Annotated in this window: 22 protein-coding genes and 2 tRNA genes; 6 read left to right on the top strand and 18 right to left on the bottom strand. The window is 64.2% G+C overall.

The annotated features are described in order from the left end of the window. Positions 1-398: 398 nt before the first annotated feature. The 12 genes from B5G28_RS11860 to acpP are packed head-to-tail and all read right to left on the bottom strand — an operon-like array spanning position 399 to position 10,019. The gene (locus B5G28_RS11860; protein ID WP_087249077.1) at positions 399-863 is read right to left on the bottom strand and encodes a MarR family transcriptional regulator; all 465 of its coding nucleotides are present in this window, start codon (positions 861-863) and stop codon (positions 399-401) included. Positions 864-907: 44 nt separating this feature from the next. After that, positions 908-1,351, bottom strand: coding sequence for a 3-hydroxyacyl-ACP dehydratase FabZ (gene fabZ / locus B5G28_RS11855; RefSeq protein WP_204228856.1), 444 nt, complete (start codon positions 1,349-1,351; stop codon positions 908-910). A 6-nt stretch (positions 1,352-1,357) separates the two neighbouring features. Further along, positions 1,358-2,599, bottom strand: a complete 1,242-nt coding sequence (fabF, locus tag B5G28_RS11850; protein ID WP_087249073.1) for a beta-ketoacyl-ACP synthase II — start codon at positions 2,597-2,599, stop codon at positions 1,358-1,360. 13 nt (positions 2,600-2,612) lie between these two features. Then, positions 2,613-3,359: a 3-oxoacyl-[acyl-carrier-protein] reductase gene (gene fabG, locus B5G28_RS11845; RefSeq protein ID WP_204228855.1), complete on the bottom strand. Its 747-nt coding sequence runs from the start codon at positions 3,357-3,359 to the stop codon at positions 2,613-2,615. A gap of 1 nt (position 3,360) precedes the next feature. Beyond that, positions 3,361-4,290 (bottom strand): ACP S-malonyltransferase, encoded by a 930-nt coding sequence (gene fabD, locus B5G28_RS11840; protein ID WP_087249071.1) that lies wholly within the window; start codon positions 4,288-4,290, stop codon positions 3,361-3,363. Further along, positions 4,287-5,213 carry a nitronate monooxygenase gene (locus tag B5G28_RS11835; protein ID WP_087249068.1) on the bottom strand — a complete coding sequence of 309 codons (927 nt, stop codon included), beginning with the start codon at positions 5,211-5,213 and terminating at the stop codon, positions 4,287-4,289. Before B5G28_RS11835 ends, fabD begins: the two co-directional genes overlap by 4 nt. 39 nt (positions 5,214-5,252) lie before the next feature. Beyond that, positions 5,253-6,203, bottom strand: coding sequence for a beta-ketoacyl-ACP synthase III (locus B5G28_RS11830; protein WP_087249066.1), 951 nt, complete (start codon positions 6,201-6,203; stop codon positions 5,253-5,255). After that, complete coding sequence (locus B5G28_RS11825; protein WP_087249064.1) at positions 6,200-7,021, bottom strand: acetyl-CoA carboxylase carboxyltransferase subunit alpha; 822 nt, start codon at positions 7,019-7,021, stop codon at positions 6,200-6,202. The genes B5G28_RS11830 and B5G28_RS11825 overlap by 4 nt, the downstream gene beginning before the upstream one ends. Next, positions 7,011-7,880: an acetyl-CoA carboxylase, carboxyltransferase subunit beta gene (accD, locus tag B5G28_RS11820; protein WP_087249062.1), complete on the bottom strand. Its 870-nt coding sequence runs from the start codon at positions 7,878-7,880 to the stop codon at positions 7,011-7,013. The genes B5G28_RS11825 and accD overlap by 11 nt, the downstream gene beginning before the upstream one ends. Then, the gene (accC, locus tag B5G28_RS11815; protein ID WP_087249060.1) at positions 7,877-9,262 is read right to left on the bottom strand and encodes an acetyl-CoA carboxylase biotin carboxylase subunit; all 1,386 of its coding nucleotides are present in this window, start codon (positions 9,260-9,262) and stop codon (positions 7,877-7,879) included. The genes accD and accC overlap by 4 nt, the downstream gene beginning before the upstream one ends. A 4-nt stretch (positions 9,263-9,266) precedes the next feature. Beyond that, positions 9,267-9,719 carry an acetyl-CoA carboxylase biotin carboxyl carrier protein gene (gene accB, locus B5G28_RS11810; RefSeq protein WP_087249058.1) on the bottom strand — a complete coding sequence of 151 codons (453 nt, stop codon included), beginning with the start codon at positions 9,717-9,719 and terminating at the stop codon, positions 9,267-9,269. Positions 9,720-9,770: 51 nt separating this feature from the next. Beyond that, positions 9,771-10,019, bottom strand: coding sequence for an acyl carrier protein (acpP, locus tag B5G28_RS11805; RefSeq protein WP_087249057.1), 249 nt, complete (start codon positions 10,017-10,019; stop codon positions 9,771-9,773). A gap of 110 nt (positions 10,020-10,129) precedes the next feature. Here acpP and B5G28_RS14520 point away from each other — a divergent pair, with 110 nt between their 5' ends. Next, positions 10,130-10,498, top strand: coding sequence for a hypothetical protein (locus B5G28_RS14520; RefSeq protein ID WP_144265534.1), 369 nt, complete (start codon positions 10,130-10,132; stop codon positions 10,496-10,498). A 7-nt stretch (positions 10,499-10,505) separates the two neighbouring features. Here the strand turns inward: B5G28_RS14520 and B5G28_RS11800 are convergent, their stop codons facing one another. Further along, positions 10,506-11,636 (bottom strand): SGNH/GDSL hydrolase family protein, encoded by a 1,131-nt coding sequence (locus B5G28_RS11800; protein WP_087249055.1) that lies wholly within the window; start codon positions 11,634-11,636, stop codon positions 10,506-10,508. A gap of 266 nt (positions 11,637-11,902) precedes the next feature. On the opposite strand from B5G28_RS11800, the gene B5G28_RS11795 reads away from it, so the two are divergent. The 4 genes from B5G28_RS11795 to B5G28_RS11780 all read left to right on the top strand — a co-directional run bounded on the left by B5G28_RS11795 (position 11,903) and on the right by B5G28_RS11780 (position 16,011). Continuing rightward, positions 11,903-12,889: a diguanylate cyclase gene (locus tag B5G28_RS11795; protein ID WP_158099626.1), complete on the top strand. Its 987-nt coding sequence runs from the start codon at positions 11,903-11,905 to the stop codon at positions 12,887-12,889. A 272-nt stretch (positions 12,890-13,161) separates the two neighbouring features. Next, entirely contained in the window at positions 13,162-14,463 is a 1,302-nt protein-coding gene (locus tag B5G28_RS11790) for an MATE family efflux transporter (protein WP_087249050.1), read from the top strand. Further along, positions 14,460-15,062 (top strand): cytidylate kinase-like family protein, encoded by a 603-nt coding sequence (locus tag B5G28_RS11785; protein WP_242967595.1) that lies wholly within the window; start codon positions 14,460-14,462, stop codon positions 15,060-15,062. Before B5G28_RS11790 ends, B5G28_RS11785 begins: the two co-directional genes overlap by 4 nt. A gap of 196 nt (positions 15,063-15,258) precedes the next feature. After that, positions 15,259-16,011 (top strand): helix-turn-helix transcriptional regulator, encoded by a 753-nt coding sequence (locus B5G28_RS11780; protein WP_087249048.1) that lies wholly within the window; start codon positions 15,259-15,261, stop codon positions 16,009-16,011. Between the two features lie 188 nt (positions 16,012-16,199). On the opposite strand, the gene B5G28_RS11775 is transcribed toward B5G28_RS11780, so the two are convergent. From B5G28_RS11775 to B5G28_RS11755, 5 genes are all read right to left on the bottom strand, one after another. Further along, positions 16,200-16,988, bottom strand: coding sequence for an amino acid ABC transporter ATP-binding protein (locus tag B5G28_RS11775; protein ID WP_087249046.1), 789 nt, complete (start codon positions 16,986-16,988; stop codon positions 16,200-16,202). A gap of 13 nt (positions 16,989-17,001) precedes the next feature. After that, on the bottom strand, positions 17,002-17,640 hold the full coding sequence (locus tag B5G28_RS11770; RefSeq protein ID WP_087249044.1) for an amino acid ABC transporter permease: 639 nt from the start codon (positions 17,638-17,640) through the stop codon (positions 17,002-17,004). A gap of 121 nt (positions 17,641-17,761) precedes the next feature. Beyond that, positions 17,762-18,637 (bottom strand): transporter substrate-binding domain-containing protein, encoded by an 876-nt coding sequence (locus B5G28_RS11765; protein WP_087249042.1) that lies wholly within the window; start codon positions 18,635-18,637, stop codon positions 17,762-17,764. Positions 18,638-18,890: 253 nt separating this feature from the next. Continuing rightward, positions 18,891-18,966 (bottom strand) — tRNA-Pro (locus tag B5G28_RS11760). A gap of 29 nt (positions 18,967-18,995) precedes the next feature. Then, positions 18,996-19,069: transfer RNA gene (locus tag B5G28_RS11755), tRNA-Gln, on the bottom strand. A 287-nt stretch (positions 19,070-19,356) separates the two neighbouring features. Here B5G28_RS11755 and B5G28_RS11750 point away from each other — a divergent pair. Beyond that, entirely contained in the window at positions 19,357-20,436 is a 1,080-nt protein-coding gene (locus tag B5G28_RS11750; protein WP_087249040.1) for an ATP-dependent 6-phosphofructokinase, read from the top strand. Positions 20,437-20,655: the final 219 nt, after the last annotated feature.

Here is a 20,655-nt window from a genome sequence, read left to right as displayed (position 1 = left end):
TCCCTACCCCCTCTGGACTCCCTACCCACCCTAACGACCAGGGCAGCTTTGGCCCGGCGCGTCCAGTGGACGAAACAGCCGGGCCAAAGCTGGCGCAGCGCTCCGGTTTTTGCAAGCGCCCTCTGCGGCGCGCCGCAAAAATCGGCTAAGCGCAAGAGGACTGAACCCTGGACCCAAATGAGGAAGTCGCGGCGTTCAAAAGCCTAAAAAACACTGTCATGCCTGGCCCGTGGAAACTTTCAAAGCCTCAAACGGCGGCACGGGTGTTTTTCTTAACGGCTTTTGCCCGCCGCTCCGATTGATAAATGCGCCCGTGCGTGCGATGACACAAACAAAAAACAGCGAGGTTCCCACGCGGTTTTAGCCGCCGGGCCTCGCTGTTTGTTTTTGGTTTGGGTTTATTGGGCAGGTCCGTCCGAATCAGGGCAGCCGGCCTTATCGTAGGGCAGCAGCTCCTCGCTGATGACCGAGAGCATCTCGCCGAACTTGGCGCACTCCTCGGGGGTGAAGCGTTCCCGGATACGGGCCACGGCGCTCTGGACGCGGTCGCCTGCGCCGCAATAGAGCTCGTATTTCCGGGTCACATGGAGCAGGTACTCCCGCTTGTCCTGAGAGGAACGGGTCTTTTCCACATAGCCCTTGCGGACCAGACTGTTGATTTTATAGGCTGCGTTGGGGGTCGAGACGTGCATGAACTCGGCGAACTCGTTGACCGTAGGGGTTCCCAGTGCGCGGATGGCCTCCGCTGCAAAGATCTCCGCCGCGGACAGACCGGTCTCCTGGTCCTGAAACCGCGCGAACAGCTCATGGTAAAAGCGGAGGGTGAATTCCCGGTATGCTGTTTGGACAATCTGTTCCAGCATTCTGCTCCTCCCAGAGGGTTTGTGCCGCGCGGGGACGCCCGCTGTCAGGTACACGCAGGTCCTTTCACCAGGGCAAAGGTCAGCTCTGCGGTGGCGGCCACCTGGCCGTCCACCATGGCTTTTGCCTCGCCAATGCCCACGGGACCCTTCATCTTGGTCAGGGTGCACTCGATCTCCAGCACATCGCCGGGCACCACCTGGCGGCGGAACCGGGCATTTTTGATGCCGCCGAACAGGGCCAGCTTGCCCTTGTTCTCCGGCATGGACAGAAGGGCCACGCCGCCCACCTGAGCCATGGCTTCCACGATCAGGACGCCCGGCATCACGTGATACTGGGGGAAATGGCCCTGGAAAAAGGGCTCGTTGACGGTGACGCACTTGATGCCCTTGGCCCACTTGCCTTCCTCGCCGTCCACGATGCGGTCCACCAGGGCGAAGGGATAGCGATGGGGCAGGATCTGTGCGATTTCATCGGAACTGTACTTCATCATCTCTCAGCCCTCCCACTTCTTCAACAGGACGCAGGCGTTGTGGCCGCCGAAGCCCAGCGAGTTGGACAGCGCATAGTGAATGTCTGCGCTGCGGCCCTCGTTGGGGACGTAGTCCAGATCACAGGCCGGGTCGGGGGTCTTGTAGTTGATGGTGGCGGGCAGATAGCCGTCCTTCAGGGCCAGGGCGGTGAAGATGGCCTCCACCGCGCCGGCAGCGCCCAGCATATGGCCGGTCATGGACTTGGTGGAGCTGACCGCCATCTTGTAGGCGTGGTCGCCAAAGACGGTCTTGATGGCGGCGGTCTCGCCGGAATCGTTCAGCGGGGTGGAGGTGCCGTGGGCGTTGACGTAGTCCACCTGGTCGGCGGTGATGCCGGCGTCCTGGATGGCCTGAGCCATGGCCCGGGCGCCGCCCTCGCCATTGGGAGCGGGAGCGGTGATGTGGTAGGCGTCGCAGGTAGCGCCGTAGCCCACGATCTCGGCGTAAATCTTGGCGCCGCGGGCCACTGCGTGCTCATACTCCTCCAGCAGCAGGATGCCGGCGCCCTCGCCCATGACGAAGCCGTCCCGCTCCCCGTCAAAGGGGATGGAGGCCCGGTTGGGGTCGTCGCCCACGTGGAGGGCGCGCATGGAGGTGAAGCCGCCGATGGACAGCGGGGTCACCGCGGCCTCGGCGCCGCCGCACAGAGCCATGTCGGCGTAGCCGTCACGGATGTGGCGGAATGCGTCGCCCACAGCGTTGGAACCGCCGGCGCAGGCGGTCACCGGGCAGGTGCACATCCCCTTGAAGCCAAAGGCAATGGCGATCTGGCCGGCGGCCATATTGGCGATGCTGGTGGGGATGTAGAAGGGCGAAGCCTTGTCAAAGCCGCGCTGCAGGCAGCGGGTCTGCTCGCTCTCGGTGGTGGAGATGCCGCCGATGCCGCTGGACACGATGACGGCGCAGCGCTCCAGGTTTTCGGCGCTCAGGTCCAGGCCGCTGTCGGCCATGGCCTCCTTGGCCGAAGCCATGGCGAACTGGGTGTATCGGGCCATGTGGCGGACTTCCCGCTTGTCAATGTAGACGGTGGGGTCCCAGTCCTTGACCTCGGCGGCCAGATGGACCTTCTGGGCGGACGAATCGTACTGGGTAATGGGGGCGATGCCGCACACACCCTCACGGACGGCCTGCCAGCTGTCGGCGGTGTTGTGGCCCAGCGGGTTGACGGTGCCCATGCCGGTGATTACAACTCTGCGTTTTTCCATCTTGTGTTCCTCCTCACATTCCCATGCCGCCGTCCACGCTCAGCACCTGGCCGGTGATGTAGCCGGCCTCCTCCGAGGCCAGGAACGCCACAGCCGCCGCCACGTCCTCGGGGGTGCCGGGGCGGTTTGCGGGAATGGTGGACAGCATGGCCTCCCGTGCAGCGTCGGGCAGGGCCGCGGTCATATCGGTGGCGATGTAGCCGGGGGCCACCGCGTTGACGGTGATGCCCCGGGCGCCCATCTCCTTGGCCAGAGACTTGGTCATGCCGATGAGGCCGGCCTTGCTGGCGCAGTAATTGATCTGGCCGGGGTTGCCCCGCAGGGCCACCACCGAGCTCATGTTCACGATGCGGCCGTAGCGGGCCTTCATCATGGGCCGGATGGCCGCCTTCATGCACAGGAACGCGCCCTTGAGGTTGGTGTTGATGACGGCGTCGAAGTCCTCTTCCTTCAGCACCATGGCCAGGTTGTCCCGGGTGATGCCGGCGTTGTTGACCAGGATGTGGATGCCGCCCAGCTCCTTGACGGCGGTGTCGATGAGGGCCTTGGCGGCGGCGGGGTCGGCCACGTCGCCCTGGACGGCCCGGGCCTCAACGCCCAGTTCCTTCAGCTCGGCCAGGGTCTTCTCGGCGGCGGCGGTGTTGCCCGCGTAGGAGAATACCACGTTGGCGCCGCGGCGGGCCAGCTCCAGGCAGATTGCGCGGCCGATGCCGCGGCTGCCGCCGGTGACAACGGCGGTCTTTCCAGTCATGCTGCCCATGTTACTCTCCTTTCAGCGCCTCGCAGAGGGCGTCGATGTCGGCGCAGGTCTCCACTGCGCAGGTCTTGATGGTCGGGACGGTCTTTTTCACAAAGCCGCTGAGGACCTTGCCGGGACCGATCTCCACGATCATGTCCACCCCCAGCTCAGCCAGACGGCGGATGGTGTCCTCCATGTAGACCGAGGACTGGACCTGACGCTCCAGCAGGGCGGGGATGGTGTCCCCCTCCCCCATCTCATGGCCCAGGCAGTTGAACAGCACCGGGAACTTCATCTCGCCAAAGGTGATCTGGGTGAACTTCTCCCGCAGGGCGTCGCCGGCGGGGGCCAGCAGCGAGGTGTGGAAGGGGCCGCTGACCTTCAGGGGCAGGCAGCGCTTGGCGCCCAGCTCCTTGGCCCGTACGGCCGCCTTGTCCACAGCGGCCTTGTGGCCGCCGATGACCAGCTGGCCGGGGCAGTTGTAGTTGGCGATCTCCACGACGCCCTCGTCCGAGGCCTCCTCACAGGCCTGGCGCAGGGTGTCGCGGTCCAGGCCCAGGACGGCGGACATCCCGCAGGGGACGCCGGCGGCCGCCTCGGCCATGGCCTTGCCGCGGAATGCGGCCAGCTCCACCGCCTGGCGGGCGGTGAACACGCCGGCGGCCTCCAGGGCGGAATACTCGCCCAGGCTCAGGCCGGCGGCATAGTCGGGGTGAATCCCCTTGTTTGCCAGGATGGCGGTCATGCCGGCGGCAAAGGCCACCATGCAGGGCTGGGTGTACTGGGTCTGGTTCAGGACCCCGTCGGGGTCGGTAAAGGAGACGGTTTTCAGGTCAAAGCCCACGTCGGCGCCGTCCAGCACCGCCCGGAACTCGGGGTAGGCCTCGTACAGGTCAGCCCCCATGCCGGGATGCTGGCTGCCCTGGCCTGCGTACAAAAATGCAAGTTTCATGCCTGCAGTCCTTTCATCGTGGCCTCACAGCCGGCCATCATTTCCTCAAAGATCTGGCGCAGAGGCTTGATCTCGGTGAGCATACCGGCCACCTGGCCCGACATAAAGCTGCCGGTGTCCAGGTCGCCGTCAAAGACGGCGCGGCGCAGGGAGCCCAGGGTCAGCTTTTCGCGCTCGGCCAGGGGCATGTTCTCCTTCTCCATCTCCAGATACTGGCGGGCCATCTTGTTCTTCAGAACGCGGACGGGTGCGCCGGTGGAGCGGCCGGTGACGACGGTATCGTTGGCGCCGGCCTTGATGAGGGCCAGCTTGTAGTTCTCATGGATGGGGCATTCCTGGCTGACCAGCAGGCAGGTGCCCACCTGGACGCCGCAGGCGCCCAGGGCGAAGGCGGCAGCCATCTGGCGGCCGTCTGCGATGCCGCCGGCTGCGATGACCGGGGCGCTGACTGCGTCCACCACCTGGGGCACCAGGGCCATGGTGGTCATCTCGCCCACATGGCCGCCGCTCTCGGTGCCCTCGGCGATGAAGCCGTCCACCTCATACCGCTCCAGGCGCTTGGCCAGGATGGGAGCGGCCACCACGGGGAAGACCTTGATGCCGGCCTCCTTCCAGGCGGGGACGTACTTGCCGGGGTTGCCGGCGCCGGTGGTGACCACCTGGACGCCCTCCTCCACCACCACCTTGGCCAGCTCGTCAATGTGGGGGTTCATCAGCATCAGGTTGACGCCGAAGGGCTTGTCGGTGGCAGCGCGGGCGGTGCGGATCTCTTTGCGCAGGGTCTCGGCGTCCATGCCGCCCGAGCCGATCAGGCCCAGAGCGCCGGCGTTGGAGACGGCTGCGGCGAAAGCGCCGGTGGCGATGTTGGCCATGCCGCCCTGAATGATCGGGAACTCAGTCCCCAGAAGCTCATTGATCTTCATATTAACGAAACTCCTTTTCTTTGTTGGGCGTCAGGCTGCTTATGCAAGCTGAAGCAGAGCGCCGGCCCAGGTCAGACCGCCGCCGAAGCCCGCGCACAGGACCTTCTGGCCGCTGTGCAGCTGGCCGGAACGGACCAGCTCATCCAGCAGGATGGGGACGCTGGCAGCGGAGGTATTGCCGGTGTGGGCAATGTTGCCGGCGCATTTTTCGGGGTCCAGGCGCAGCTTCTTGATGGCGAAATCAAGGATGCGCTGGTTGGCCTGGTGAAAGACGAAGTGGTCCACCTGGTCCAGGCCGATGCCGGCCTTGGCGGCCACTTCCTTGGCGCACCGGGGCAGGACCTCGACCGCAAAGCGGAAAACCTCTTTGCCGTCCATGTGAATGTAGGAAGCAGCGCCGGTGTTGACGCCGGGGATCATCAGGACCTCCCGGTTGCCGCGGCTGCCCATGACGGCGCACAGGGAGGGATAATCCTCTCTCCACTCCACCACGGCGGCGCCGGCGCCGTCGCCGAACAGCACGCAGGTGCTGCGGTCGGTGAAATCGGTGATGCGGCTGAGCACTTCGCAGCCGATCACCAGGGCGTACTTGCGGGCGCTGGCGGCCAGCAGGCACTCGGCGGTGTGCAGGCCGTAGACAAAGCCGGCGCAGGCGGCGTTCAGGTCAAAGCAGACGGTGTCCTCGGGCATCCCCAGCTCCTTCTGCAGCACGCAGGCGGTGGAGGGGGTCATGGTGTCCTGGGTCAGGGTTGCCACCAGGCAGACGCCGATCTGTTCGGGGCCGATGCCGGCGCTCTCCAGCGCCCGGCGGGCGGCGGCGGTGCACAGGCCCAGGTGATTTTCCTCTCCGGTGCAGTAGTGCCGGCTGGAAATGCCGGTGCGGGTGACGATCCACTCGTCGCTGGTGTCCACCTTTTTCTCCAGGTCGAAGTTGGTCACCTCCTGCGCAGGCAGCGCAGACCCGGTGCCCATCAGCTTGATCCCACTCATAGGCGCTCCTTTCTCAGGGCGTTGGCGCCCATCATGCGGAATTTCTTGTACCGTGCCGCCGCCAGGGCGCTGCCGCTGAGCTTGGACAGGATGCCCAGCTCCTTGACCAGCACCTCATCCAGGGCGCGGTAGACAGCCTGGGGGTCGGTGTGTGCGCCGCCCTCCGGCTCAGGGATGATGCCGTCGATGACCTTCAGCTCCAGCAGGTCGGCGGCGGTCAGCTTCATGACGTCGCAGGCCTCGCTGGACCGGGAGGCGTCCTTCCACAGGATGGCGGCGAAGCCCTCCGGGGACAGGACCGAATAGACGGCGTTCTCCAGCATCAGGACGCGGTTGCCCACGCCCAGGGCCAGCGCGCCGCCGCTGCCGCCCTCGCCGGTGACCACCGAGATCACCGGGACGGTCAGCCGGCTGGACAGCGCCAGGGTGCTGGCGATGGCCTCGCCCTGGCCATGGGCCTCCGCCTCCAGGCCGGGGTAAGCCCCGGCGGTGTCGATGAAGGTGATGATGGGCCGGCGGAATTTCTCCGCCTGGAGCATCAGGCGCTGGGCCTTGCGATAGCCCTCGGGGGAGGGCATGCCGAAGTGATAGGCCACGTGTTCCTCCAGGGTGCGGCCCTTGCGGTGGCCGATGACGGTCACCGGCTTGCCGTGGAACAGGCCGACGCCGCCGTAGATGGCGCCGTCGTCCATGCAGGTGCGGTCGCCCCGCTGCTCAAAGAACTCGGTGAACAATGCCGAGACAAAGTCGGGGGTGCCGGGGCGGTCCGCATGGCGGGCCAGCGCCACACGCTGGGCAGGGGTCAGATCATTTGCCATGAGAATCGCCTCCTTTTCCATGGAGTTTGAGCAGACGGATCAAGGTGCTGCGCAGACGGGCACGGGGGACGATGGCGTCCAGGAAACCGTGCTCCAGCAGATACTCGGCGGTCTGGAAGCCCTCGGGGAGCTTTTCGCCGATGGTCTGCTCGATGACCCGGGGCCCGGCGAAGCCGATGAGGGCCCCCGGCTCGGCCAGCATGATGTCGCCCAGGCTGGCAAAGCTGGCGGTGACGCCGCCGGTGGTGGGATGGGTCATCACCGAGATGTACAGGCCGCCGTGCTCCGAGAACCGCTCAACAGCGGCGGAAGTCTTGGCCATCTGCATCAGGGAGAGGATGCCCTCCTGCATCCGGGCGCCGCCGCTGGCCGAAAAGAGGATCAGAGGCAGCTTGTTTTTGTCGGCGTACTCCACCAGGCGGGTGACCTTCTCACCCAGGGCAGCGCTCATGCTGCCCATAAAGAACCGGCTGTCCAGGACGCCGGCGGCCACCCGGATGTCGTCGATGCGGCCCACGGCGGTGACCACCGCCTCCCCCAGGCCGGTGCGGCGGCGTGCGCCGTCCAGCTTGGCCTCATAGCCGGGGAAGGACAGGGGGTCGTTGGACACCAGGTCGGCGTCCAGCTCCTTGAAGCTGCCCTCGTCCAGGATCAGGCTCAGACGGTAGTAGGCGCCCACCGGATGGTGGTAGCCGCACAGGGGGCAGACGTAACGGTTTTTCACCAGGTCGCGGCGCAGCACCGGCTGGCCGCAGGATTTGCAGGTCTCCTCGGTGTTGGCGGGGACCACGGTGCCGGAGTCGCGCAGGGCCTTGAGGCTCAGCAGCTTGTGCCGGCGGCGGGCAAATACAGTGCTCATGCCTTGCCCTCCTCATCCCCTGCCCGGCTCCACTGGAGCAGGGTGTCCAGGTTTTCGTCCAGGAAGGCGGTGGTGAAGCTGCCCCGGACAAACTCGGGGTGATAGAGGATCTGATGCAGCAGGTCGGCGTTGTTGGCCGGGCCGTCGATGATCATTTCCTCCAGCACCCGGCGCATCCGGCGGATGGCCTCCAGACGGGTGGGAGCCCACACAATCAGCTTGGCCATCAGGGAGTCGTAGTAGGGCGGCAGGGTGCAGCCGGTGTACAGGCCGGTGTCCACCCGGACGCCGCAGCCTCCCGGCAGGTGCAGAAAGTCGATTTTGCCGGGGCAGGGCTGGAAATTCCTGGCCGGGTCCTCGGCGTTGATGCGGCACTCAATGGCGTGGCCCCGCAGCACCACGTCCTCCTGCTTGTGGGACAGGGGCAGGCCCGCGGCAATGCGGATCTGCTCCCGCACCAGGTCGATGCCGGTGACGTATTCGGTGATGGGGTGCTCCACCTGGATGCGGGTATTCATCTCGATGAAGTAGAAGTTGCCCTCCTGGTCCAGGACGAACTCGATGGTGCCGGCGTTCTCATAGCCGGCGGCTTTGGCGGCCGCCACGGCGGCGGCGCCCATCTTTTCCCGCAGCTCGGGGGTCAGGGCCTTGGAGGGGGCCTCCTCCAGCATCTTCTGGTTCCGGCGCTGGATGGAACAGTCGCGGTCACCCAGCTGGATCACGTTGCCGGCCTTGTCGGCCAGGATCTGGAACTCGATGTGCTTGGGGTTGAGGATCAGCTTTTCCAGGTACATCTCGCCGCTGCCGAAGCAGGCCACCGACTCGCTGCGTGCCTCCTCAAAGAGGGGGATCAGCTGGTCGGGCTCAAAGACCCGGCGCATGCCGCGGCCGCCGCCGCCGGCGGAGGCCTTGATCAGGACGGGATAGCCGATGCGGTCGGCGATCTCCTTGGCCTGCTGGGCGGTCTCGACGGCGCCGTCCGAGCCGGGAACCACCGGCACGTTGGCGGCCATCATCATCTTGCGGGCGGCGGCCTTGTTGCCCATGGCGCGGATCACGTCGCCGGAGGGGCCGATGAAGGCGATGCCCGCCTCGGCGCAGGCGTCGGCGAACTGGTCGTTCTCGCTGAGGAAGCCGTAGCCGGGATGGATGGCGTCGCAGCCGGCGGCCTTGGCCACCGTCAGGATGGCGTTCATGTTCAGGTAGCTGTCCGCTGCCCGGGCGGGGCCGATGCAGTAGGCCTGCTCGGCCAGCTGCACATGGAGGGCCTCGGCGTCGGCGGCGGAATACACCACCACCGGCTCGATGTCCAGCTCACGGCAGGCACGCAGCACCCGCAGGGCAATTTCGCCGCGGTTGGCGATCAAAACGCGCTTGAACATTTCCTCACCCTTCCCGGTAGCGGATCAGGGCATCGCCGAAGGACACCAGTGCGCCGTCCTCCTGCAGGACAGCCTCAATGACGCAGTCGCACGGAGCCTTGACCTCGCTCATCATTTTCATTGCCTCCATGAGGCAGACGGTCTGCCCCTTCTGCACCTTGTCGCCGGGCTGGACAAAGGGCGGCTGGTCGGGTGCGGGGGCCACATAGAAGGTGCCCACCACCGGGGCGGTGATGCACTTGCCCTCCGGGGCAGGTGCGGCGGGAGCGGCGGCCGGGGCGGGAGCCGGTGCGGCAGGTGCCAAAACTGCGGGCGCGGCGGCCGGGGCGGCAGGCGCGGCCATCACGGCCACCCCCTTGTCCATCTCCAGCTCTGTATCTTTGGTATGCAGCTTAAACGCGGTGAGGCTGCTGGCGTCAAACCGGGCCATCAGCTCCAGGATTTCCTGATTGGTCATAGAGGCTCCTTTCGCAATGTAGGACAATCTGTCGGCGGACAGGAAAGCGAATTACTCAGCCTTCTCAGCCTCGTCGGCGTGGTCCTGCAGGTACTTGTACAGGTCGCCCACGGTCTTCATGTTGGGCAGGTCCTCGTCGGCGATGGCGATGCCGAAAGCCTCCTCCAGAGCCATGGACAGCTCCACGGCGGACAGGGAATCAGCCTCCAGGTCCTCGGTCAGGGTGGCCTCCATGGTCACCTTGTCGGCGTCGCAGCTCAGGGTCTCAACAATAATTTCCTTAACCTTCTCGAAGTCCATGATGATTTCTCCTTTTTTTCTACCAAAAGTGGATTTGATTCAAAATTTTTTCAAAAATCATTTTATCTAAAATAATTTAGAAAAAATAATTTTACAGGTATTTTAGCAGATTGACCGAGAATGTCAAGGGGTTTTTGGTAAAAAAATACAGCAAAAAACCGTTTCTCCTGCGGCTCTTTGCTTTCGATTCCAAAGCTCATCTCCCCCGCCGCCCCACACAGAAAAAGCGCCGGGCGGGTCTGCGTTTTGGTTTCGCAGGCCAACCCGGCGCGGCTATTTCGTTAAAAAATTTTATGTTTTCTTCTTTATGTTATAAGTTTGAGGTATTTCCAAAAAACACCGGCGGGGCTGTTTCAGCCCTCGAGGCCCCGGGACGGACGGTCCATGTCCCCCGCCGCGATGCCGGACCTTCCCCCAGCCGGCGGCCCGGTCCGGGCGCTCTTTCGACTGGGTTCGACCCTGCTCCTTCCTATTTATAATAGGGGTTCAGGCCGGGCTGTCCGGTTCCAGCCAGGTTTTGAGGCAGCCGGTGAGGACCCGGGCGGCGGCCTGATGGGCCGCCAGGCCGGGATGGTTCAGCGCGCCGGTGGTCTCGGGGGTGAGGGCGGGCAGAACCAGCATCTGGACCCGGCCGTCCCCGGTTTCCTGCCGGTAGCGGTCCAGGCCCGCCCGGATCACCGGCAGCAGGCCGCAGCCCATCATCCCATAGCACCATACCAGGACGGCCTGGGGGTTATGCCGCCGCACCAGGGCCAGGAAATCCCGCACCCCCTGCTCCACCCGGGCGGCGTCCTGAGGATCAAAGGTACCGTCGGGCAGGCTGTGCAGCTGGCTGGCCTGGCCGGTGACCGGGTCCACCCAGGGCGGGTTGGCAAAAGCGTGGTCGTCGTTGGTGCCCAGATGGATCACCACCGCGTCGGACTGCCAGGCGGCGAAGTCGTAGGGTTCCTGGGCGCCCCGTTGCCGGTTCTGGTCCCCCCGGGCCACCCCGCACACCCGGGTATAATAGGCGGGCAGGGCGTGGCGGGGGTCGTTGTCAAAGCCGGCCACAATCCCCCAGCCGCTCTGGGACACCACCCGGTATTCCGCCCCCAGGGCGTCGGCGGTGAGGCGGGCATAGTTGTTCCGGGCCGAGAACAGCACCCCGGTCCAGTCCTGTTCCCCCTGGGTGCCGATGGCCCCCTCCCCGCTGGTGATGCTGTCCCCCACGAATTCAATGCGGTGCCGGGGCGGGTCCAGAGGGAGGAATTCCCCCTCCGCAAAGGCCAGTCCCTCGATCTGGAGGAAGTGGGCGGGGTCGTCGTACATGGCCTGGGCGTCCTTGAGGATGCGGACGTGCTTGGGCCGGCCGGGGGCCATCCCCCGGAAGATGCAGCTGCGGCTGCGGCCGGGGTTCACCGCAAAGCGGGCCACCCACGCCCCGTCCAGCTCCACGCTGACCCAGGGCTCCATGATGTCATAGCCGGCGTTCCATTCCACCCACAGCTCGCTGCCGGTGAACTGCAGCTCGATGCCGCTGCCGGTCCAGAACAGGGTCTGGGGCTGCCGGTCTGCATGCCGGCCCAGCACCCGCACCTGGGGCAGGGCGGACAGGGGCAGGGTTGTCAGATGTTCCATGATGATTGGTTCCTTTCCGCGCCGGGCCCCGGAGGAGGGCCGGCAGTTTTCTGCTTTGAATATACTCCGGACGGCGCCGGTCCGCAAGGGGCGGGCGGAGTTTTTTGCGGCAGCAAAAACGGTTTCTTTTTTGATTGACGGATGGCCGGCGGGCTGGTAAAATAATGGATAATAAAACCCACCAATCCCCGCGGGATTTTAAGGGATTACATTCTGCAGCCCGGCGTCTTTGGGCCGCCGGCGCGCCGAAGGAAAGGATGACTGCGATGATGGACCCTCACACCGACCCCACCCGTCAGGTCATAGACCTGACCCGTTCCCTGCTTCAATATCACTACTGCGACAACAATATGGACGCCATCATCCAGCTGCTGGACCCGGAGATTGTCTGGCTGGGCACCGCCGAGCACGAGTACGCCGCCGGGCGGGAGACGGTGGCGGGGATTTTCCGGCAGTTTGCGGGGCTGATGCCCCGGTGCAACCTGTCCGGGGAGGAATACCAGGTGCTGGAAATGGGCCCGGGGCTCTACCTGTGCGCCGGGCGGGTGTGGATTTCCACCGACGCCTCCACCGGGATTTCCCTGCGGGTGCATCAGCGGTTCAGCTTTCTGTTCCGGCAGCAGGAAGGCCGGCTGCTGTGCTGCCACATCCATATTTCCAACCCCTATGAGGAGATGCAGGAGGGGGAGGTGGGCTTCCCCCACAAGATGGGCCAGCAGTCCACCCTCTATTTACAGGAACAGCTGGCCCTGCAAACCAAAAAGATCGCCCAGCAGACCGCCCTTTTGGAGCGGCTGAGCTATGAGGACGCCCTGACGGGGGTATACAACCGCAACAAGTACAACGAGATGCTGACCAGCGGCTGGGAGAAGGACAAGCCCCATCTGGGGATCATCTGCTTTGACCTCAACGGGCTGAAGCGGGCCAACGACCTGTTCGGCCACAGCATGGGGGACGAGCTGATCTGCCGCACCGCCGACCAGATCCGGCTGGAATTCGCCGGCAAGATCTACCGCATCGGCGGGGACGAGTTTGTGGTGATCGACGATGAGCGGGACCACGCCGCCTTCCGGGCGTCGGTGCTGGCGGTGGAGCTGAGCATGGCCCAGAACGGCATCAGCTGTTCGGTGGGCACCTCCTGGCACGCCGCCCCCTGCAACGTCCGGGCCCAGGTGGAGGAGGCCGACAGCCGGATGTACCACAACAAGCGCTGTTTCTACGACAAGATGTCGGACAAGGATTTCCGGGACTGACCGTCCCGCCCGTTTGCCGCCGCGCCGGACCCGGAGGGGCCCGGCGTTTTTGGCGCCAGGGCGGCCGCCTTGCTCTTTGGTGCGTCTTGTGTTATAATAGCCAGCGATTCGGCCCGAACGCCTCTTTTTCGCCGTCTGCGGGGTGCGGAGTCGGGCCAGAAAGTTCACATCCACACTGCCACCGGGTAGTAGAATGCACAGCGCATTCTTGCTTGCGACGTTAGGTCTTGGAAGCCGCAAGCGAGGATGCCTTTTTTGGTAAAGGAGACCGTATGATCGAAAAGCAACTCAGGAAATACATCATCCCCAACGTATTGGCCATGGTGGGCACCTCCTGCTATGTTCTGGCCGACACCTTCTTCATCGCCTGTGCCGAGGGCGCCGACGGCATCACCGCCCTGAACCTGATCCTCCCGGTCTACGGGCTGATCTTCGCCATCGGCTCCATGATCGGCATTGGCTCCGCCACCCGCTACACCCTCCAGAAGTCCCTGGGGGTCCGGGACGCCGACGACTATTTCTTCAACTCCATCTTTTTCACTCTGTCCATCAGCCTGGTGTTCATCGCCGGGGGTCTGCTGTGGCCCGAGGGGATTCTCCGGCTGCTGGGTGCGGACGGCTCCATCGTGCAGCTGGGGGCGGATTACATCCGGATTATCCTGTGCTTCACCCCCTTCTTCATGCTGAACTACACCTTCACCGCCTTTGTCCGCAACGACGGCTCCCCCAACATCGCCATGGCCGCCACCCTCACCAGCGGCATTTTCAACATTGTGTTTGACTATATCTTCATGTTCCCCATGCGTCTGGGTATGACCGGCGCGGCCCTGGCCACCGCCGTCTCCCCCATCGTCAGCATGAGCCTGTGTTCCATCCACTACCTCTCCCCCAGAAACACCATCCGCCTGCGGCCCCGCCGCCCCTCCCTGAAAAAGCTGGCCTCGGCCTGTTATCTGGGTGTGGTGGCCTTTGTGGGCGAGATTTCCAGCGGCATCACCACCATGGTGTTCAACTTCATTCTGCTGGGCCTGGCGGGCAACACCGGCGTGGCGGCCTACGCCATCGTGGCCAACATGGCCCTGGTGGGCACCGCCCTGTTCAACGGCGTGTCCCAGGGCCTGCAGCCCCTGGCCAGCAAGGTCCACGGCCAGGGCGACGCCGGCACCGAAGGCCGCATCTACCGCCATTCTCTCCAGATTGCCGCCGTCATCGCGGGGATTCTGGTGGTGAGCGTCCTTCTGTTCGCGCCCTACTTCGTGGCCGTCTTCAACAGCGAGGGCTCCGCCGCCCTGGCCGCCTACGCTGAACCGGGGCTGCGGATTTACTTCCTGGGCTTTTTGGTGGCGGCGGTCAACATTGTGCGCACCGGCTTTTACAGCGCCACCGGCCGGGGCCGGGAGTCCTCCATCCTCTCGCTGTCCCGCGGGGTGGTGGCCATCGTGGTGTTCGCCTGTCTGCTGTCCTGGATGCTGGGAGTCACCGGCGTGTGGCTGGCCTTCCCGGCAGCCGAACTGTTCACCCTGGGTCTGGGCCGGTTCCTGACCCGGAAAACTGCAAAGGAGGAAGCACAGTGAAAATCATTACCATCAGCCGTGAATTCGGCAGCGGCGGCCGGGAACTGGCCAAGCGCCTGTCCGACGCCATGGGCATCGTCTACTACGACCGGGAAATCCTCACCGCCATCGCCCAGAAGGGCGGCTTCCACGAGGACTACGTCCGGGAAACCCTGGAGCAGAACTATCTTTTGCAGTACCCCCTGACCATCGGCAAGAGCTTCTCCTGCGTCCAGCCCATCCCCCAGACCGCCACCGACCTGCTCATCGCCCAGCGCAACACCCTTCTGGACATCGCCCGGAAAGGTTCCAGCTGCATCATTGTGGGCCGCTGCGCCGACGTAATCCTGCGGGACTATCACCCCCTGCGGCTGTTCGTCTACGCCGGGGAACAGGCCAAGCTGCGGCGCTGCCTGGAGCGGGAGACCGACCCCTGCACCACCGAGAAAGACATCCTCCGCCAGATGCGCCGGATCGACAAGGCCCGTGCCAGCTATTACCGCCTGTTCGCCGAGACCGGCTGGGGCCAGAAGGAAAACTACGACCTGTGCATCAACACCACCCACGTCTCCATCAAGCAGATCGTCCCCCTGCTGAAGGGCTACCTGGAAGGGCTGTGACGGCAGCCTGGCCCCGAAAAGAACCGTTCGTCTCAAAAGGCCCGCTCCGGCGGGTCTTTTTTCATGCCAGCGCATTGTACCATCCGTCCCTTCACTTTACATCGTCCCTCCGTCCATTCTACCGTCGGTCGGTTGACAGGGCCGGCGCCGGCTGCTAGAGTGGGGCCAGCAAACAACGGAAAACGAGGTGGATTGCATGTACCAACTGGATAAAGATGCCTTCGGCACGTTTCTCGCCGCCCTCCGCCGGGAAAAGGGCCTCACCCAGCGCCAGCTGGCCGAGACGCTCTTTGTGTCCGACAAAGCCGTCAGCAAGTGGGAGCGGGGGCTGAGCATCCCCGACCCGGCCCTGCTGATCCCCCTGGCCGAGGCCCTGGGGGTGACGGTGACCGAACTGCTGCTGTGCCGCCGGTGCCCTCAGGCCCAGCCCATGACCGCGGCGGCGGTGGAGCAGGCCGTCCAAACCGCCATCACCTATCCCGGCTCCAAAGCCCCGCGGGCTTTCCAGGCCCAAAACCGCCGTCAGGCCCTCTGGTTCCTGCTGGCGCTGGCGGCAGGGGCCGCCGGGATGTACGGCTGTCACCGGTGGGGCGGGTGGAGCGAGAACCTGCTGCTCTCGGTGCTGCTGGCCGCGGGGTTCGGGGGATATTTCTGGCTGCTGGTGCCCCTGCGGCTCCCGGATCTCTACGACCAGCACCCCATCGGCTTTTTCTGCGACGGCATCCTCCGGATGCATCTTCCCGGCCTGGCCCTCAACAACCAGAACTGGCCCCGGGTGGTGTTGGCCGCCCGGGTCTGGGCCTGCCTGGCGGTGTCCCTCCTGCCTCTGCTCCATCTGGCCGCGGCCCTGTGGGCCCCCGCCGGGTGGATGGGATGGCTGGAATACGTCAGCCTGTTTTTGCTGCTGGGCGGGCTGTTCCTGCCCATGTACGCGGCAGGCCGCCGCTGACCCTCCAAGCCTCCTCCCGCCAAACCCCGCAAAAGGCCGGCCCGTCCCCTGTGCACAGCCCCCAAGCGGCCGGTTTGGGTTTGGGGGGCGGGTTTCCCCTTCTGTCCGGCCCGCCCGGACACGCCAAAGCGCCCCCCGCCGGGAAACCCGAAGGGAGGCGCTTTGCTGCGTGTATTGGATTTTGTTTTTTATCGCTCCTGGGCGTAGCGGGCCAGAAACTGGCGGGTACGCTCCTGTTTGGGGCGCTCAATGACGTCGTGGGCGGGGCCCTGCTCCACAATGACGCCGCCGTCCATGAAAATGATCTGGTCGGCCACGTCCCGGGCAAAGGCCATTTCGTGGGTGACGATGATCATGGTGGTTTTCTGCTCGGCCAGGGAGCGGATGACCTTCAGCACCTCGCCGGTGAGCTCGGGGTCCAGGGCGCTGGTGGGCTCGTCAAAACAGAGGATGTCGGGATGGAGGGCCAGCGCCCGGGCGATGGCCACCCGCTGCTGCTGGCCGCCCGAAAGCTGATGGGGGTAGTGGTTGGCCCGGTCGGCCAGGCCCATCCGGGCCAGCAGTTCCCGGCCCTCGGCCTCGATGGCGGCGTGAATTTCCTTTTTGCGGGCCTTGTAGTCGGGCTGTTCTTTGGCCAGCAGTTCCTTGGCCAGGGTCACGTTCTGCAGGGCCGTATACTGGGGGAACAGGTTGAAGGACTGGAACACCAGCCCGAAGTGGAGCCGCTTGCGGCGGACTTCCGCCTCCCGCTGGGTGGCGGGGTCGGCGGCGTCAAACAGAGTCTCCCCGTTCACCAGGATCTGACCCCGGTCGGGGGTCTCCAGAAAGTTCAGGCACCGCAGCAGGGTGGTCTTGCCGCTGCCCGAGGACCCGATGATGGCCAGGGCCTGGCCCTTCTCCAGGTTAAAGCTGATGTCCTCCAGCACGCGGGTGGCGCCGAAGTGTTTTTCGATGTTCTTGACTTCCAGAACCGGCATACCGCGCACCTCCTCAGCGGAAATAATCCAGCTTCTTCTCGGCCCAGCGGAACAGCAGCGTCAGGATGCCGTTGACCACCAGGTAGAACACAGCCGTATAGAACAGGGGCCAGATCATGCCCTTTTTGATGTAGGATTCGCCCATCCAGATGATCTCATACACCGAGATGACCCGCACCAGGGCGGTGTCCTTCACCAGGGTGATGAACTCGTTGCCCATGGGGGGCACAATCCGCTTGATGACCTGCAGCAGGGTGACCTTGAAGAAAATCTGGCTGCGGGTCATGCCCAGCACCTCACCGGCCTCGTACTGGCCCCGGGGGATGGACTGGATGCCGCCGCGGTAAATCTCGGAGAAATAGCAGGCGTAGTTGATGACAAAGGACAGCAGCGCCGCCCCGAACCGGGGCAGCAGCGGCAGGTCAAACAACAGGCCGGGGCCATAGAAGATAATCAAAATCTGGATCATCAGGGGGGTGCCCCGCACCACCCAGACCACCATGCTGACAAACCAGCGCAGCGGGGTCAGGCGGCTCATGGCGCCCAGGGCGATCACCAGGCCCAGCGGCAGCGCAAACAGCAGGGTCAGGGCGAACAGTTTCAGGGTGGCGCCCAGGCCCTCCAGCAGCGTCAGGGTGACGGACAGCAGCATAACGGATTCCCTCTCTTTACAGGCGGATCATGTACATGACAGGAACATTTGCCCCAGGGTGCCGCAGCCCTCTGGGGCAAATGTTCCAGAATAACAGGCAGGCGCTCAGCGCCCGGGGGGATTATTTTTCAATCACCGACTCCTGGACGCCGTAGGTGGTGGCGGTCTCCATGACGGTGCCGTCGTCATAGGCTTCCTTCCAGAAGGTGTTGAAGGCGTCGGTCAGGTCGGAACCCTTGCGGAAGGCCACGCCGTACTCCTCGCTGTTCAGCTGGACGGTGTAGGTCAGGTCGGGATAGCTGGTGCCCTCGCCGATCATGGCGCCCGCCATCAGCAGGTCGATGACGCAGGCGTCGGATGCGCCCGAAGCCACTTCCATCAGGGCGTCGGCCTGGGTGGTCTTGGCCACATAGTTCAGGCCCAGCTCATCCAGCTGTGCGGCGCCGGCCGAGCCGTTCTCCACCGCGAAGTTCAGCCCCGACAGGCTCTCCACCGTCTGATAGTCGGCGGCCTTGTCGGCCGGCAGAACCACCACCTGGCCGTTGTTGCAGTAGGGCTCGGACACCAATGCGCCGTTGGTCACCTCATCGGTGATGGTCATGCCGTTCCAGACGGCGTCCACGCCCTTGGTGTCCAGCTCCATCAGCTTGTTGTCCCAGTTGATCTCCAGGAACTCCACCTCAACGCCCAGGTATTCGCCAAAGGCCTTGGCCATGTCGGCGTCAAAGCCGATCCACTCGCCGTTGTCGTCCCGGTAGTCCATGGGGGCAAAGTCGGTCATGCCCACCACCAGGGTGCCCTTGTCCTGGACATAGGCCAAGTCGCTTTCGGCCGGGGCGGCCGAATCCGCCGCGCTGGAGGCGCTGGCTGCGGCATCGGAACCGGCGGCCGAGCCGGCTGCGCTGGAGGCCGCGGTGGTGGTGCCGCCGCAGGCCGCAAAAGACAGGGCCATGGCCGCCGTCAGGAACAGCGAAACTGCTTTCTTAAACTTTCTCATGGTAGATCCTCCTTACTACTGAGGCCGCCCCCTCCGGTACGGCCTCCCCGCTCCATTCTTTTTACTGCGCTAAAGTGGTGCAGTGATAACGTCTTGAATTTTAGCACACCAGATCCCACTTGTAAAGCCATCGGCCCGTCCCCGGGACATTTTCGTCCATTTCCCCAAAAACCGCCCCGAAAAGCTATGGATTTTGCGGGATATTTCCAGCCTGGACAACAAAAAAGACGAATGTCTTTCGACATTCGTCTTTTGGTCGGAGCAGCGGGATTTGAACCCACGGCCTCCTAGTCCCGAACCAGGCGCGCTACCAGCTGCGCTATGCCCCGAAAATACCGCAGCGGGTTGGGCTGCGGTTTGGTTGGGGATGAGAGAATCGAACTCCCACAAGTAGAGTCAGAGTCTACCGCACTACCACTATGCAAATCCCCATCATGTTATTCAATTGTCGCAGCGGCTCGGCCGTCCGCTGACAAGGGATATTATACTCCATCCGGGCGGCGTTGTCAACTGTTTTTTCAAGTTTTTGGGCGCAGGATTTTCCGGCCGGGGCGGACGGAACGCAGACAGGCATTTTTTACAAAAAGCAGGCCGAAAAACCTTGACAGATGAGGCATTTCGGACTAATCTTAATACATCTTAATAAAGAAGGTACGGGTGCAGCGGCTGCCGGCAGGGGGGCGCTGCGCCTCCATCAAACACAGAAACGAGGGATAACCATGAAAAAACGTGTTGGCATTCTGACCGCCGGCGGCGACTGCCCCGGCCTGAACGCGACCATCCGGGGCGTAGCGAAAGCGCTGTATGTGCGGATGGGCGACAACGTGGAGATCATCGGCATTCTGAACGGCTACCACGGCCTGATCAACGGCGACTACAAGAAGATGGAGCCGGATGATTTCCGCGGGCTGCTGACCCTGGGCGGCACGATTCTGGGCACCAAGCGGACCCCCTTCAAGATGATGCAGGTCATCGAGGAGGACAAGATCGACAAGGTCGCCGCCATGAAAAAGACCTACAAGGACCTGAAGCTGGATTGTCTGCTGTGTCTGGGCGGCAACGGCACCCACAAGACCGCCAACCTGCTGTCCCAGGAAGGTCTGAACATCATCGGCCTGCCCAAGACCATTGACAACGACATTTACGGCACCGACGTGACCTTTGGTTTCCACACGGCGGTGGACATTGCCACCGACGTCATCGACCGGATTCACACCACCGCCGGCAGCCACAGCCGGGTGATGTGCATTGAGATCATGGGCAACAAGGCCGGCTGGCTGACCCTGTACGCAGGCATTGCCGGCGGCGCAGACATCATCCTGCTGCCCGAGCTGCCCTACGACATCGACCGTGTCTGCGCCGCCGTGGAGCGCCGGGCCAAGAACGGGTCCAACTTCTCCATCATTGCGGTGGCGGAGGGCGCCCTGAACGCCGAGGAAGCCCGGATGAAGCGGAAAGAGTGGACGGCCAAGCGTGCGGAGGCCGGCTTTGGGGCCACCGCCACCAACCGCATTGCGGCGGCGGTCCAGAAAAAGACCGGCATGGAGACCCGTGTGTGCATTCCGGGCCACATGCAGCGGGGCGGCACGCCCTGCGCCTATGACCGCGTCCTGTCCACCCAGTTCGGCAGCCATGCGGCCAAGCTGGTGGAGGCGGAGCGCTACGGCGTGACGGTGGCCATGGTGAACGGCCGGGTCATTGAGAACCGTCTGGAGGACGTGGCCGGCAAGAGCCGCAACATCCCCGAGAGCTGCGACCTGCTCACCGTCGCCCGCCGCATGGGCATCAGCCTGGGCTGACCTACTTTTCTGGAAGAAAAGTAGGCAAAAGACTTTCAATGTGTACCATGAAGTTTCCGGGTCTCCGGAACTTCCGCGGGGCCTTTACGTTAAGGCTCGCTCCCGGCGTTTGCGCCTGCGGCGCGGTATGCAAACACAGCGACCGCGTCCAGTGGACGAAACAGGGAGCTGTGTTTGGCGCCGCGCTCCGGTTTTTGCAAGCGCCGGCCCTGGCGCGCC

Source organism: Faecalibacterium sp. An77, assembly GCF_002161315.1.
GTDB lineage: Bacteria > Bacillota > Clostridia > Oscillospirales > Ruminococcaceae > Faecalibacterium.
This window is presented reverse-complemented; position numbering and strand designations above follow the sequence as displayed.

Excerpts from the sequence above, each read along its gene's own strand:
- B5G28_RS11795 (WP_158099626.1), top strand. The coding sequence starts at position 11,903 with ATGATGGACCCTCACACCGACCCCACCCGTCAGGTCATAGACCTGACC.
- B5G28_RS11750 (WP_087249040.1), top strand. The coding sequence starts at position 19,357 with ATGAAAAAACGTGTTGGCATTCTGACCGCCGGCGGCGACTGCCCCGGC.
- B5G28_RS11780 (WP_087249048.1), top strand. The coding sequence starts at position 15,259 with ATGTACCAACTGGATAAAGATGCCTTCGGCACGTTTCTCGCCGCCCTC.
- B5G28_RS11790 (WP_087249050.1), top strand. The coding sequence starts at position 13,162 with ATGATCGAAAAGCAACTCAGGAAATACATCATCCCCAACGTATTGGCC.
- B5G28_RS11835 (WP_087249068.1), bottom strand. The coding sequence starts at position 5,213 with ATGAAGATCAATGAGCTTCTGGGGACTGAGTTCCCGATCATTCAGGGC.
- fabD (WP_087249071.1), bottom strand. The coding sequence starts at position 4,290 with ATGAAACTTGCATTTTTGTACGCAGGCCAGGGCAGCCAGCATCCCGGC.
- fabG (WP_204228855.1), bottom strand. The coding sequence starts at position 3,359 with ATGGGCAGCATGACTGGAAAGACCGCCGTTGTCACCGGCGGCAGCCGC.
- accC (WP_087249060.1), bottom strand. The coding sequence starts at position 9,262 with ATGTTCAAGCGCGTTTTGATCGCCAACCGCGGCGAAATTGCCCTGCGG.
- fabF (WP_087249073.1), bottom strand. The coding sequence starts at position 2,599 with ATGGAAAAACGCAGAGTTGTAATCACCGGCATGGGCACCGTCAACCCG.
- accD (WP_087249062.1), bottom strand. The coding sequence starts at position 7,880 with ATGAGCACTGTATTTGCCCGCCGCCGGCACAAGCTGCTGAGCCTCAAG.
- B5G28_RS11800 (WP_087249055.1), bottom strand. The coding sequence starts at position 11,636 with ATGGAACATCTGACAACCCTGCCCCTGTCCGCCCTGCCCCAGGTGCGG.
- B5G28_RS11765 (WP_087249042.1), bottom strand. The coding sequence starts at position 18,637 with ATGAGAAAGTTTAAGAAAGCAGTTTCGCTGTTCCTGACGGCGGCCATG.
- B5G28_RS11825 (WP_087249064.1), bottom strand. The coding sequence starts at position 7,021 with ATGGCAAATGATCTGACCCCTGCCCAGCGTGTGGCGCTGGCCCGCCAT.
- fabZ (WP_204228856.1), bottom strand. The coding sequence starts at position 1,351 with ATGAAGTACAGTTCCGATGAAATCGCACAGATCCTGCCCCATCGCTAT.
- B5G28_RS11770 (WP_087249044.1), bottom strand. The coding sequence starts at position 17,640 with ATGCTGCTGTCCGTCACCCTGACGCTGCTGGAGGGCCTGGGCGCCACC.
- B5G28_RS11860 (WP_087249077.1), bottom strand. The coding sequence starts at position 863 with ATGCTGGAACAGATTGTCCAAACAGCATACCGGGAATTCACCCTCCGC.
- B5G28_RS11775 (WP_087249046.1), bottom strand. The coding sequence starts at position 16,988 with ATGCCGGTTCTGGAAGTCAAGAACATCGAAAAACACTTCGGCGCCACC.
- B5G28_RS11830 (WP_087249066.1), bottom strand. The coding sequence starts at position 6,203 with ATGAGTGGGATCAAGCTGATGGGCACCGGGTCTGCGCTGCCTGCGCAG.
- acpP (WP_087249057.1), bottom strand. The coding sequence starts at position 10,019 with ATGGACTTCGAGAAGGTTAAGGAAATTATTGTTGAGACCCTGAGCTGC.
- accB (WP_087249058.1), bottom strand. The coding sequence starts at position 9,719 with ATGACCAATCAGGAAATCCTGGAGCTGATGGCCCGGTTTGACGCCAGC.